Source organism: Rathayibacter sp. VKM Ac-2926 (genome assembly GCF_022815565.1).
Lineage (GTDB): Bacteria > Actinomycetota > Actinomycetes > Actinomycetales > Microbacteriaceae > Rathayibacter > Rathayibacter festucae.
Genome location: NZ_JALGRS010000017.1, coordinates 63760 through 76374 on the forward strand (window position 1 = coordinate 63760; position 12615 = coordinate 76374).

Below are 12615 nucleotides of genomic sequence, written 5' to 3' on the forward strand. Positions count from 1 at the left end.
GCGGTGATGTGGTCGGCGTCGTGTCGTCAGGCCGGAACTGCCGGGGACGGTGGGTCTCGATACGCCCCTGTGGGGCTACTCGACCAGCATGCGGGGCCTGTGGGGCTACTCGACCAGCACGAAGGGCTGGCGCGCGGCGTGGGCGGAGGCGGCGAGCGCGTGCGCGCCGCCCGCGACCTTGGTGACGACACGCGCTCCGGGATCCAGCACGAGGAAGCGCTGCAAGGTGCCCGGATCGAGCAGGCTCGGGACGGTGTCGTCGGTGCGGACGGGGGCGTGGCTGTCGCTGAACGCGGGGCCGAGCGGCGTGGCCGTGTCGCTGACTCCCGAGACGCCGAGCATCGCCAGGGTGCCGCCGTCGCACGCGGCCCGCGCGTGCTCGAGCGGACCGTCGAGGCGGCGGGTCTCGAGGTAGGAGCGGCCCCAGTTGATCGCGGTGCCGAAGCCGTGGCGGGCGGCGAGGTCGAGCTCGGTCGGCAGGTCGAGGAAGCCCTTCGCCGGGTCCGGTCCCTCGAAGGAGTCGCAGTGCTCGATCACGAACCGCACGCCGTGCGGGTCCCAGCCGGCGATCTCGGCGAGACTCCGCGAGAACGCCGCTCGGGCGGCGTCCGCCGTCGCACGCGTCACCCGCGGCGCCGAGTGGAGCAGCACCGCGTCGACGACCGCGCGACGCTCGCTCTCGTTCACCGATACTGCGGCAGCGACGGCCCGCCGCACGAGGGCGACCGCGGCCGCCCGGCGCTCCTCGACCGGATCCGCCAGCCCGACCCCGCGCTCGAGCACCGCCGGCAGCAGGGTGAGCACGTGCGTCCCCCCGCGGCGCAGCAGCCGCAGCAGCTCCGCCTCGTCGGGCACGAAGGCGCTGCCGAACGGGATCTCGAACCCCGCGCATCCGGTGACGAGTGCGATCCGCTCGTGGAAGGCGTCGAAGGCGACGGCATCGCGTCGCGCGTGCTCCGGCAGCGACGGGTACGCCCCGACGAGCATCTAGCGGGCGCCGTCGACCCGTGCCGCCCCGGGGAGGCGCAGGTCGCGGATGTAGGCGGCGAGCTCCAGCAGCGGTGCGCCCTCGTGCGCGCCGATGCCGTCGGGCTTCCAGCGGCTGATCGGCTCGATCGCCAGACGCGAGCTGTGCCGGAGGTAGTACTTCGCCGAGGTCGGGTAGCGGGAGTTGATCGTGTGCTCGGCGACCGTCAGCAGGCGCTGCACGGCGACGGCCGTCTCGGCGGGCTCGTCGTCGTAATGCTCGCAGAGCCAGGCCACGTGCTCCGGGTAGATGTTCGCGGCGTAGCCGCTGAGGCCCGCGGCACCCGCGCGGAGCGAGTCGGTGAGGGAGGAGATCTGCGCGTTGTAGAGCTTCAGCCGGGTGCCCGCGATCGCGGCGAGGCGCTCCTGCATGGTCTCGAGCGAGTGCGAGGTGTCCTTGTAGAAGACGAAGCGGCCGGTCCCGGCCATCCAGGCGACGTTCTCGGTCGAGGGCAGGCGCTTGAACGGCACCGGGCACTCGTAGATCCCGAAGTCGACCCCCGGCACGGTGTCGAGGATGTGCTGCACCGTCGCGCGCCACTCCTCCTCGGTGGTGGTGAGCCCGCCGACCAGCGAGGAGATCAGCACGACCGCGTCGACCCCGGTCGCGGCCATCGCGGCGGCGGACGCGGCCTGCTCCTCCGGGGTGCCCGAGGAGACGGAGGAGGCGACCACCGGGACGCGGCCGGCGGAGCGGGCGACGACCCGCGTCGCGAGGGCGAGGCGCTCCTCCTCGGTGAGGTCGTACATCTCGCTGGAGAGCGCGACGGTGAAGATGCCGGCGGCGCCGTTGTCGATCAGCCAGTCCGTGAGGGCGTCGACCTGCTCGAAGTCGAGCGAGCGGTCCTCGCGGAACGGGGTGAGCATGACGGGCCAGCCGCCGTCGGGGAGGGTGCTGCCGGTCGCCGTCGGGGCGGTGGCGGTCTCGGTGGTGGTCATGTCGATCCTTCGGTGTGAGAGAGGTGGTCGGCGCGGAGAAGCGGTCGGACAGGGCGGTCGGCGGGGCGGGGCGGTCAGCCCTTGAGCGATCCGCTGACGAGGTCGAGGCGCCAGTAGCGCTGCAGGAAGAGGAAGAGCGCGATCAGCGGGATGGTCGAGACGAGGCAGCCCATGATCACGACGTTGTAGGTGTTGGGCTGGTCGTTGCCCTGGTTCATCAGCGAGTAGAAGCCGACCGTCAGCGGGAACATGTCGGTGCGCGAGAGCATGATGAAGGGGAGCAGGAAGTTGTTCCAGATGCCGACGAAGTGCAGCAGGAACACGGTGATCAGCCCCGGCACCATCGGGTAGACGGCGATCCGCGAGAAGATCCGCCACTCGCTCGCCCCGTCGATCCGACCGGCCTCGAGCATCTCTGTGGGCACGACCGCGGTGGCGTAGATGCGGCAGAGGTAGATGCTGAACGGGCTGATCATGCACGGCAGCAGCACCGACCAGTAGGTGCCGGCGATCCCGACGGAGGAGAGCAGCAGGTACTGCGGGATCGCGAGGATCACCCCGGGGATGAGCACCCCGATCAGCAGGAAGTTGAAGACCAGCTTCTTCCCGCGGAAGGAGTACTTCGCGAGGCCGTAGCCGGCGAGAGCGGAGACCGCGGTGCCGAGCAGCCCGCCGCCGCCGGCGAAGATCAGGCTGTTCAGGCACCAGGACCAGAACGCGCCGTTGCCGACCCCGAGCAGCAGGGCGAAGTTCTCCTGGAACCCGCCGGTGAAGCTCGGCCAGAGCGAGAAGGTGGTGAACAGCTCGCCCGAGCGCTTGGTCGCGGCCGTGAAGAGCCAGAAGACGGGCAGGAGGCAGTAGACGGCCCCGACGAGCAGGACCGCGGTCGGCCAGAACGCGGCCCGCGGCCGGGTGACCGTGGGGCCGCGGCGGCGCCCGCGGACCGCCTGCGCGGCCCGGCGCGGATCCTCGAGGACGGGCGGGAGCTTGGTGAGGGTGTCGGTCATGGTCAGTCTTCTCCGAAGGCGCGCGACTGCAGGAACCGCAGCAGGCCGAGCGAGGCGATGAGGGTGAGGAGGGTGACCACGACCGAGGTCGCCGAGGCGGAGAACAGGTCGTTGGTCACGAAGGCGTCGCGGTAGATCAGCATCATCGGCACCCAGTCCGAGCCGATCACCGTGGTGAGCGTCACGAGCGTGTTCGGCTCCGAGAAGACCTGCAGTGCGCCGATGACGGAGAAGAGCCCGGTCATGATCACTCCCGGCACGATCAGCGGCAGCTTGATGCGCAGCGCGAGCTGGCGCTCGGAGCAGCCGTCGATGCGGGCGGCGTCGTAGATCTCGGACGGCAGACCGCGCAGCGAGGTGTAGAGGATCACCATGTTGAAGCCGACCGAGCCCCAGATCGCGATGTTCGCGACCGAGAGGAACACCGAGTCCGGGCCGAGGAAGACCGGCGCGGGCAGCCCCAGAGCGGTCGCCGCGTCGACGAAGGGGCTGACGCCCGGGAGGTAGAGGAACCCCCACATCAGCGCGGCGATCACGCCCGGCACCGCGTAGGGCACGAAGATCGCGATCCGCGAGAACCGGCCGAAGCGGGTGGAGAGGTTGTCGAGCAGGAGCGCGAACACCAGCGCGAGGATCATCGTCACCGGGACCGAGAGCAGCGCGTAGGTCAGCATCCGGCCGAAGCCGGCCCAGAGCGCGGGGTCGGACAGGGTCCGCGCGTAGTTGTCGAAGCCGACGAACGTCTCCTTCTTCACGCCCAGCCCGCTGCCGCTGACGGTGTTGCCGCGGAAGCTGAGCCAGACCGTGTAGAGCAGCGGGAGGGCGAGCAGCGCGACGGCGAGCAGGACCGCGGGGGCGACGAAGAACCAGGGTGCCGCGCGCGGGGCGAGGGTCGAGGGGCGCCCGGTCCGGGGCGCGGCGGTGGTCGTCACGGGAGCCTCACTGCCCGGCGACGTCGTAGCCGGACTTCTCGAGGTCCGCGACGGTCGCCTCCTGCACGCTCGCGAGTGCCTCCGCGAAGCTGCCCTTCTCGTTGACGGCGGCGCTGAAGGCGTTGTTGAAGGCGTCGTAGGCGACCGAGACGTTCGGCCCCCAGGTCACCGAGGCCGTCACCTGGTCGATCTCGTCGGCGGTGGCGTAGAAGTCGGTCTGCTCGGGCAGCAGCGCCGGGGCCTGCTGCAGCTCGGGCAGCTCGCGGCCGGAGAGCGCGGCGGGCCAGATGCTGGCGTACTCGATGTACGCCTCGAGGGCCTCGGTCGAGGTGTTCAGCCAGAGCGCGAACTCGCGCGCCTGCTCCGGGTGGTCGGAGCCGGTGGTCACGATCGTGCCGCTGCCGCCCAGGACTCCCGAGCTCGGGTCGGACGGGGTCCACTGCGGGATCGGCACCGCGGCCCACTTCCCGATCGTGTCGGGCGCGTTGTTCTGCAGCAGCGGGGGAGTCCAGACCGCGCCGAGCCAGCTGGCCAGCGTGCCGTCGGCCAGCGCGGCCTGCCACTCCGGAGTGAAGGTCTTGAAGGTCGCGAGGCTGCCGTCGTCGACCAGGCCCTGCCAGTAGTCGGCGACCTTCTGCGAGGCGGGGTCGTCGATCGCGACCGTCCAGGTGCCGTCCTCCTGGCTCCACCACTCGGCGCCGGCCTGCTGGCTGAGCCCGGCGAACAGCTGCGCGTCGTTCGCGGGGAAGGTCGCGAGGTACTTCGTCGGGTCAGCGGCGTGCAGGGCGCGGGCGGCGTCGGCGTACTCGTCCCAGGTGGTCGGGACGGCCAGGCCGTTCGCCTCGAAGATGTCGGTGCGGTAGTAGAGGAACATCGGCGCGGTGCCCTGCGGGACGGCGTAGTTCACGTCGTCGAACGTCGTCAGCTCCCAGGCGGGGCCGGCCGTCTCCGCCTCCCGGTCGCCCATGATCGAGGTGACGTCGGAGGCGATCTCGCTGGTGATCAGGTTCGGCAGGTTCTCGTAGGTGGTGTTCGAGAGGTCCGGCAGGGTGCCGGCCTGCTTCGCCGCGCTGAGCTTCGCGACGATCTCCGCGCCGCCGGTCGAAGTGTTGACCTCCACCTGGATGTCGGGGTTCGCCTGGTTCCAGACGTCGACGATCTTCTCGATGTTGGGGGCCCACGACCAGTACTCGAGGGTGACGGGGCCGTCGGCGTCGCCTCCTCCCGCTGCCGGGCTGGTCGCGCCGGTGCAGCCCGCCAGGAGGGCGGCGGCGGCGAGGGCGGTCACGGCCGCGAGCGGCCTGCGGAACTTCGTCGTTCTCATCGGTGTCTTCATCCCTGCGTGAATCCTCTGCGGCTCTGCAGAAGGCGCGTCGCGTCGTGCATCCGGGTTTCGTTACCGGTAACGAACTGTGCGACAGGATCACCGTAGAGCGCCGTCTTCGTCACCGCAAGGGTGAATCGTTACCGGTCACGATTCGGGGATCGGAGGGTCCGCGGTCGTGGTTGCGCGGACTCGAGGATCCCTCAGGCGGGAGGGGCGGTCGACGCGCGCACGACGAGCTCCGGCGCCGGGTAGTCGACGGCGCCCGCCCGGTCGGACTCCTCGACCAGGGCGATCAGCGCCAGCGCGGAGGCGCGGCCCATCGCCGTGAAGTCCTGGCGCACAGTCGTCAGCGGCGGGTGGAAGAACTCCGCCTCGGCGATGTCGTCGAAGCCGACGACGCTGACGTCCTCGGGGATCCGCCGGTTGTTGTCGTGCAGCCAGAGCAGCAGCCCGAGCGCCATCCGGTCGTTCGCCGCGACGACCGCCGTGACGCCGGCCTCCGCGAAGAGCTGTGGAGCCGCCGCGTAACCGGACCGGGAGGACCAGTCGCCGTGCACCAGCGGAAGGGCGGGCAGCGCCGCCTCGGCCATGCACTCCCGGTAGGTGCGCGCGCGGTCCTGCGCGGAGATCCAGGGCTCGGGGCCGGCGAGGTGCGCGATGCGCTGATGGCCGAGCTCCAGCAGGTGCGAGACGGCGAGGCGCGTGCCGACCGCCGAGGAGCCGCCTTCACGCTCGCCGCCACGATCGATGTGGATCGGGATCGGCAGATCGAGCGTGCGCAGCGCCGCATCGACCTCGTCGGTGGGGGCCGTGGCGAGGATGCCCTCCAGGTCACGGCTGCCGAGCGCGTCCAGAGCGTCGGCGAGCTCGACGTCGTCCGAGGTGTCCAGGCTGATGATGTCCAGCGAGTAGCCGGCCCGGCGGGCGGCGTCGCTCGCCCCCTGCATCGTCTTGCCCGGGCCCGTCCCGGACAGCTCGTGCACCAGCGCCCCGAGCCGGTGCGTGCGCCGCGTGGCGAGCGAGCGCGCGGTGGCATTGGTCCGGTAGTTCAGCGTCCGCAGCGCCTCCTCGACCCGGACCCGGTTCGCCGGACGGATGCCGCCGGTCCCCGTCAAGAACCGCGACACCGTCTGATGCGAGACCCCCGCCGCCCGAGCGACGTCGTAGATGGTCGCCGCGCGCTGCTGCCTGTCGGCCATGCTCGTCCTCCGCCACCTGATCCCGTGTTAGCGGTAACGATAGGGCAGTGGCCGTCCGGAGGTGGGGAGGAGGACGGGGCGGGGTCGAGCCGAGAGCCGCTGACGCAGGGCTCCGTCGTGCGTCCGTCGCGGTCCCTGTCGAAAGCGAGTGTGCAGACCAGCCCCACAGACGGCGGTGGGTCTCCTCTGCCTGAGACGCCCGCAGACATGCTGGTCGAGCAGCCCCGCAGGGGCGCATCGAGACCCGCCCACCCCAGCGACTTCGGTCGCGCTCAGGACCCGCTGAGCGCCTCCTCCTCCGCCGCCACGTCCTTCTGCACCGCGAACTGCGTGCGGTGCAGCTCCTCGTAGCGGCCGGCGGCGGCGAGCAGCTCCTCGTGCGTGCCGCGCTCGACGATCGTGCCGTCCTCGATCACGAGGATCAGGTCGGCGCTGCGGATGGTGGAGAGGCGGTGGGCGATCACCATCGCGGTCCGGCCCTCGAGCGCTTCGCTCAGCGCCGCCTGCACCGCGGCCTCCGAGGTGGAGTCGAGCGCCGCCGTCGCCTCGTCGAGGATGACGACGCGCGGCTGGGCGAGCAGGAGCCGCGCGATTGTCAGCCGCTGGCGCTCGCCGCCGGACAGCCGGTAGCCGCGCTCGCCGACGAGGGTGTCCAGCTGGTCGGGCAGCGAGCGGATGAGCGGTTCGAGCCGCGCGCGGCGGAGGGCGTCCCACACCTCGTCGTCGGTCGACTCCGGCCGGGCGAGGCGCAGGTTGGACAGGATCGTCTCGTGGAAGAGGTGGCCGTCCTGCGTCACCATGCCCAGGGTGTGCCGCATCGAGGCGAAGGTGACGTCGCGGACGTCCGTGCCGGCCAGGCGCACGGCGCCGCTGTCGACGTCGTAGAGGCGCGAGAGCAGCTGCGCGATCGTCGACTTGCCGGCCCCGGACGTGCCGACGAGCGCGACGGTCTGCCCCGGCTCGATCCGGAAGGAGAGACCGTGCAGCACTTCCTCGCCGCCGCGGGTGTCGAGGACGGCGACCTCCTCGAGGGAGGCGAGCGACACCTTGTCCGCGGACGGGTAGGCGAAGCGGACGTCGTCGAACTCGACGGACACCGGGCCCTCGGGGACGGTGCCCGCGTCGGGCTTCTCCTGGATGAGCGGCTGGAGGTCGAGCACCTCGAAGACGCGCTCGAAGCTGACGACCGCGCTCATGATCTCGACGCGCGCGTTCGCGAGGCTGGTCAGCGGGGCGTAGAGGCGGGTGAGCAGGAGGGCGAGGGTGACGACCGCGCCGGTGTCGAGCTGCCCGCCGAGCGCGAGGACGCCGCCGAGCCCGTAGACGAGCGCGAGGGCGAGCGCGGAGACGAGGGTCAGCGCGGTGACGAAGACGAGCTGCAGCATCGCCGTCCGGACCCCGATGTCGCGGACGCGGGCGGCGCGGACGCGGAACTCCTCGGCCTCCTCGTCGGGCCGGCCGAACAGCTTGACCAGGGTGGCGCCGGGCGCGGAGAAGCGCTCGGTCATCTGCGTGCTCATCGCGGAGTTGTGGTCGGCGGCCTCCCGGCGGAGCGCGGCGAGGCGGCTGCCCATCCGGCGCGCAGGGATGAGGAAGATCGGCAGCATGATCACCGCGAGGACGGTGACCAGCCAGGACGTGCTGAGCATGACGATCAGGGTGAGGACGAGCGCCACGACGTTCGTGACCACGCCCGAGAGCGTGCCGCTGAAGGCCTGCTGCGCGCCGATCACGTCGTTGTTGAGCCGGCTGACCAGGGCGCCCGTGCGGGTGCGGGTGAAGAACGCGATCGGCATCTTCTGCACGTGGTTGAAGACGGCGGTGCGCAGGTCGAGGATGACGCCCTCGCCGATCCGCGCCGAGTACCAGCGCGTGACGAGCGAGACCCCGGCGTCGGCCACCGCCACGACGGCGATGACCACGGCGAGCTGCACGATCGTGCCGACCGCACCTCGGGCGACGATCGTGTCGACCACCCGCCCGGCGAGCACCGGCGTCGCGACAGCGAGGAACGCCCCGACGACGGACAGGCCGATGAAGAGGAGGAGACGGGCGCGGTAGGGGACCGCGAAGGTCATGATGCGGCGCACGGACTCGCGGGAGATGCCGTGCTTGCCGCTCTGGGCGGAGGAGATCCGGTAGAGCGAGCTCCAGGCGACGCCTTCCATGCTCATGATGTGGGGTCCTTTGGTGGGGGTGATGGCGAGGCACTCGAGTTCGGTCTTGTCAGGTCGGGAATGGCTGGCCTATGGGCGGTAATGCTGAGGATAAATCTGGAGGTGGCGTTCGTGACGAACCCGCGAGCTACGCGCCGCGGGGGTCTGCGTGGAGGATGGCCTCTGGTGAGGGTCTGGCCGGGGAGGGGCTTCGGACCGACGCTGTGCTGTCGGCGAGAAGGGACACCGCGCGAAGCGCCACTCCTGACCCGCTCAGCGAGGAGCGAAAAGGTGTCACCGGTAACAGGCGGACGCCCACGGTGTACTTTACGCCACACTCATGTGCAGGCCCTTGTACTCCGGTGCATCTTGAGTCATGGCACGTCGCCGTGCAGCTCAATTAATTGCTCTAACAAGCCCTAAGTGACCGATCAGCCGACATCGCGGCCGGATCCTAAGGAGCGATCTGCAAGTTTGCCGGTCTGTAGGAACGTACTTTGGATGTCGCATCGTTCTCGGCATTTCATAGCTGGCATCTTGTTACGCCGCACGTCGGATACGAACGTCAGCGTTGGCACGTCGAGTTATCGGAACAGAGAACCGATTTGCTGTTTATCGAGTCGAACCTCAGAGGACGCGCGGGGTGTCGATGCAATCGCTGACGGCCGGCAGGATCTGCGCCGAAATGTCGTTCGGCATTCACGCTAGGGTTCCGTTTCAGGTACGGAGAAGAGAGTCATCAGGATTTTGATGACCGCTTATGCACCAGACTTCGCGTATGGCCGTACCGGTGTGAGTGGTAGCATGAGGTTGCAGGATCAGCAGAAGAGACCTGTGAGACTAGTTCGCCGCGCCATTAAACTTCGACGTGATCGCAGTTATCGTTCACGAGGCGCGTACCCTCGATTGGTTCAATGCAGGTGCCCAGTTTTCAGCGGGTGTGTCGGGAGCCAGAACCTGACGTGCGGGCCTAGGAGTGAGGCTGGGACCGCGGGATTATACGTGTCGATCTTCACTCCGACACCGTTTGTCACAGCGTCCTTAAATTGTTTTTGCTCTTCCTGCAGACCCTTCAGGTACCGAGTCCTGCCATTCTGGCTGACCAGACCAAGAAGGGAGCGTGGGAAGCGGTCTTGCACCACCCTCTCGACCTTCGCCGTCCCGTGATGTGGCGCTAAAATGACAGAGTAAAACTTGGCTAACGAGGGGTCTACTTGCTCCATCTCCATGAGCGCTTTGAGTCCACCTTTCTCGCAGTCCCCGAAGTTTACGACATCTTCACTGGAGTGCACCATGCTCAACTCGTTGGTGAACTTGCTGATTCTGCTTGCAAATGCAGTGAATTTCTTCTCGCCAAGAGCTTCCTGCAGGTTACTGAACAGCTCGCCCCCAGTAATATCATTCAGGGGATGGTCCTTCCGATCTGTACTATTCTCGCGGTCAAACCATATGGATTGCACGGCGTCAAGCGCTTCGCCAAACCTTGGCACCTCTTCCGCCAGTCTTCTGGTTTCGGATCCCAGCGCTCGCATGCGGCGCCGCATCCCGTCGTCGAAGTATTTGTCACTAGCGGGAGGCCAGTGGACGTCCCAATGTGTTCCACCCCCGAAGAACCAGTCTCCGCGATATGAGGGCCTACGCCTGATCACGACGCCAGCACGTTCCCATGTTCCGATTACGTCGAGGGCGCCGAAGATGGGACCGCTCAGCCGAATCGCTTGGAACGCAAAGTGGGCCTTTTGAATGAGGCCCGCGTCTCCGGGAAGAAGTGCGGGGTATCGGAACTCCACTTCACCGACAGGTGGGTGCCTCCAGTGCTGCGGAAGATCGCGTAGACCGCGCCAATGATCTAAGTCGAAGTGCGTGACAACCACAGTATTGACGAGGATCGAATGCCAGTCAAGTTCGATGGCCAGCGTCTTCGATGCGGACACGCCGCCATTGCCGACCGTTCCGCAGTCGACGAGCATCACTTCGCAACCCGGCCAGCCACGAACGACCGAGCAAGCGCCGTCGCCAACGGATAGCACTGTGTATAGCATGATGCCTCTTAGTCTAGGGTGGCTCTCGTAGCCCGCTCAGGTAGTAGCCGTCCTGCGACGGTATCGCATTTGCCCCCAAAACGTTTGCCTTGAGGTGCTTATGCTATGGAAGTCCCGCACTTGCAAAGGTGGACGCCGACTCGCGGGCCAGTAGAGCGCAGACGCGCCTCTTTGTAACGATCGCCACCATCCCCTGATCGCTTGAGGTGCCCATTGCTTCACTGAATACTGGCCGACAAACTGCTATGCGGCTCGGCAAATGAATTCCTATGGGTTGCTCCTTCGCTCCATATTTTTGTGCTCCTCTACCGATTCCCCGATCCGCAAAGGCTTATCCGTGGCGCTTTGCGGAACCATCTCGACCTTGAGGGCGAACAGGATTGGTAAACTTCCTGCCGATGGAAGCTCTTCAAACTCCGCTAATTGTCGCGTCAATACTAGCAGTTGAGTCAAGCAAGAATATGCGCGTAATGAATTTAAAGCCATTTCAATCGTCGGATGGCAGCAACTGGCTATTCAATATCGCTGATTACGTCCGGGTTGCGTGCAATCCAAGGTCAGTTGGGTTTATTTGCATGCCTGGAAGCGGCGAAATCTGTAGCGTCGAGAGCCTCGGTTAAGGCCTCTTCTTCACCATCAGCCAACGCCTCTTTATCAATGTGCCGGGCGGCTTTCTCGCGAATTTCTCTTGCCTCTCGGCGATCAGTCAAGCTCACTACCGCGGGAGCCGCGGCGGCCATCAGCCCGCCTTGCTCCGGACCATAAAGTTCGATGAGGGTGGCGTCTGCTGACTCCTCATCTTGCGCTGACTCGAGAGGGATGACGTAGTTCGCCAGAGCCAACAAGCGCGTATCTGGGGTATCGCCGCGATCGCGGAGGATGCGGACGCGCAGTCGTGCTGCCTCGACCTGCGAAGGCCTAATCGGCATTGTCCGCTCCTTCAGGTACGGTCAAATCTGGATCCGTCAGCGCACTGGTCGTTTGGAAAGCAAGCGTAGCGTCGATGACCGCAAGATCGTGAGGGTTGAGTCGGAACCGGCCGCGCCGTCCTTGTCCGTCGTAGAGATTCTGAAGGGCGATCACCCCGACGTGCTGTGATCGCTCTTCATTTGAAGCTACCTGTCTGAGTGCGGCGTCGATGCGGCTCCAGGTCTGCTGTTGACGGTCAGCCCGGTGACGCTGTGTGACCGTGGCGACGGCCGCTAGGAGCACCAACATGCTACCTACGGCTGTGATCAGAATCGGCAACGTCAGGGCCCACGCGTTCCCGCCGATCAGCTCGACTACGAGTGGACCGTTGATTGGCGCCGGCGCCGACGGTGTTGAGGTAGGCGAGGGAAGGGTTTCATCTGGCGTCGGCGGCAGTTGTAGATATCGCGCTGCCTGCTCGATGGCGATCGTCGTCACTCCGCAAGTATCAAGGGTCCGAGCCCTTTGGCCGCACGACCGGCGGCGGCCAAGCGTGCCCGAAGAGGAGCTTGGCGTCGCCCGAGACGTCGGCCGCGATCGACCAGACGTCCGTGTCGCTGGCGGCACCCTCGCGCGGGAGCCCGTGCAGCAAAGTCCCGTCATGCAGCAAGACCACCTGGTTATCGACACTCCGCTCCTTCGGCAGCATCGTCTCGTCCCCCGACGAGCGATCGAGTATCGAGATCCGCCAGTTCGGCACCCCATGCTCGACATCCTTCTTGTACGCGACCCGCGTCTCGTCCGGCGAGATCGAGGGGCACTCTGCGGTGTCGTGGATCGCCGTCATCGTCCGCGCCGACATGTTCCCGCGCACCAGGCACGTACGCGATCCCGACGCGGCGGTCGCATGGAACGTGTCCTCGTCGCCAGCGAAGGTGACGCCCTAGATGTAGTTCCCCGTGAGGTTGTGGACGCGTTCTGCGGGGGTTGATCCGCCGATGCCGGTGTGGGGTCGGTGGTGATTGTAGTGATGGAGCCAAGCGGCGTAGGTGGCGGATCGGGCGTCGTCTGAGTCGTA

Annotated in this window: 12 protein-coding genes; all 12 read right to left on the reverse strand. The window is 67.4% G+C overall.

The window, feature by feature from the left end; all coding sequences use genetic code 11:
• Positions 1–105 precede the first annotated feature (105 nt).
• Positions 106–987, reverse strand: a complete 882-nt coding sequence (locus tag MT351_RS18640) for a DUF4862 family protein (RefSeq protein WP_243582939.1) — start codon at positions 985–987, stop codon at positions 106–108.
• Positions 988–1965, reverse strand: a complete 978-nt coding sequence (locus tag MT351_RS18645; RefSeq protein ID WP_243582940.1) for a dihydrodipicolinate synthase family protein — start codon at positions 1963–1965, stop codon at positions 988–990.
• Between the two features lie 74 nt (positions 1966–2039).
• Positions 2040–2972 carry a carbohydrate ABC transporter permease gene (locus MT351_RS18650; RefSeq protein ID WP_243582941.1) on the reverse strand — a complete coding sequence of 311 codons (933 nt, stop codon included), beginning with the start codon at positions 2970–2972 and terminating at the stop codon, positions 2040–2042.
• Between the two features lie 2 nt (positions 2973–2974).
• Positions 2975–3904 (reverse strand): carbohydrate ABC transporter permease, encoded by a 930-nt coding sequence (locus MT351_RS18655; protein WP_123731534.1) that lies wholly within the window; start codon positions 3902–3904, stop codon positions 2975–2977.
• A 7-nt stretch (positions 3905–3911) separates the two neighbouring features.
• Positions 3912–5228, reverse strand: a complete 1317-nt coding sequence (locus MT351_RS18660; protein ID WP_243582942.1) for an ABC transporter substrate-binding protein — start codon at positions 5226–5228, stop codon at positions 3912–3914.
• A gap of 203 nt (positions 5229–5431) precedes the next feature.
• Positions 5432–6430: a LacI family DNA-binding transcriptional regulator gene (locus MT351_RS18665; protein ID WP_243582943.1), complete on the reverse strand. Its 999-nt coding sequence runs from the start codon at positions 6428–6430 to the stop codon at positions 5432–5434.
• Positions 6431–6702: 272 nt separating this feature from the next.
• On the reverse strand, positions 6703–8604 hold the full coding sequence (locus MT351_RS18670; RefSeq protein ID WP_160086341.1) for an ABC transporter ATP-binding protein: 1902 nt from the start codon (positions 8602–8604) through the stop codon (positions 6703–6705).
• A gap of 893 nt (positions 8605–9497) precedes the next feature.
• The gene (locus MT351_RS18675) at positions 9498–10628 is read right to left on the reverse strand and encodes an MBL fold metallo-hydrolase (protein WP_243582944.1); all 1131 of its coding nucleotides are present in this window, start codon (positions 10626–10628) and stop codon (positions 9498–9500) included.
• A gap of 557 nt (positions 10629–11185) precedes the next feature.
• Complete coding sequence (locus MT351_RS18680) at positions 11186–11557, reverse strand: hypothetical protein (protein WP_243582945.1); 372 nt, start codon at positions 11555–11557, stop codon at positions 11186–11188.
• Entirely contained in the window at positions 11547–12035 is a 489-nt protein-coding gene (locus MT351_RS18685) for a hypothetical protein (protein WP_243582946.1), read from the reverse strand. The genes MT351_RS18680 and MT351_RS18685 overlap by 11 nt, the downstream gene beginning before the upstream one ends.
• Positions 12036–12045: 10 nt before the next feature.
• Positions 12046–12384: a hypothetical protein gene (locus MT351_RS18690; protein WP_243582947.1), complete on the reverse strand. Its 339-nt coding sequence runs from the start codon at positions 12382–12384 to the stop codon at positions 12046–12048.
• Between the two features lie 96 nt (positions 12385–12480).
• Positions 12481–12615: integrase core domain-containing protein (locus tag MT351_RS18695; protein WP_243582044.1), on the reverse strand; the 135-nt coding region annotated here is incomplete at its 5' end.

What these genes read in the sequence shown, in the direction of transcription:
- MT351_RS18665 (WP_243582943.1), bottom strand. Translation starts at nt 6,430, where the DNA reads ATGGCCGACAGGCAGCAGCGCGCGGCGACCATCTACGACGTCGCTCGG.
- MT351_RS18640 (WP_243582939.1), bottom strand. Translation starts at nt 987, where the DNA reads ATGCTCGTCGGGGCGTACCCGTCGCTGCCGGAGCACGCGCGACGCGAT.
- MT351_RS18670 (WP_160086341.1), bottom strand. Translation starts at nt 8,604, where the DNA reads ATGAGCATGGAAGGCGTCGCCTGGAGCTCGCTCTACCGGATCTCCTCC.
- MT351_RS18660 (WP_243582942.1), bottom strand. Translation starts at nt 5,228, where the DNA reads ATGAGAACGACGAAGTTCCGCAGGCCGCTCGCGGCCGTGACCGCCCTC.
- MT351_RS18675 (WP_243582944.1), bottom strand. Translation starts at nt 10,628, where the DNA reads ATGCTATACACAGTGCTATCCGTTGGCGACGGCGCTTGCTCGGTCGTT.
- MT351_RS18680 (WP_243582945.1), bottom strand. Translation starts at nt 11,557, where the DNA reads ATGCCGATTAGGCCTTCGCAGGTCGAGGCAGCACGACTGCGCGTCCGC.
- MT351_RS18690 (WP_243582947.1), bottom strand. Translation starts at nt 12,384, where the DNA reads ATGACGGCGATCCACGACACCGCAGAGTGCCCCTCGATCTCGCCGGAC.
- MT351_RS18650 (WP_243582941.1), bottom strand. Translation starts at nt 2,972, where the DNA reads ATGACCGACACCCTCACCAAGCTCCCGCCCGTCCTCGAGGATCCGCGC.
- MT351_RS18645 (WP_243582940.1), bottom strand. Translation starts at nt 1,965, where the DNA reads ATGACCACCACCGAGACCGCCACCGCCCCGACGGCGACCGGCAGCACC.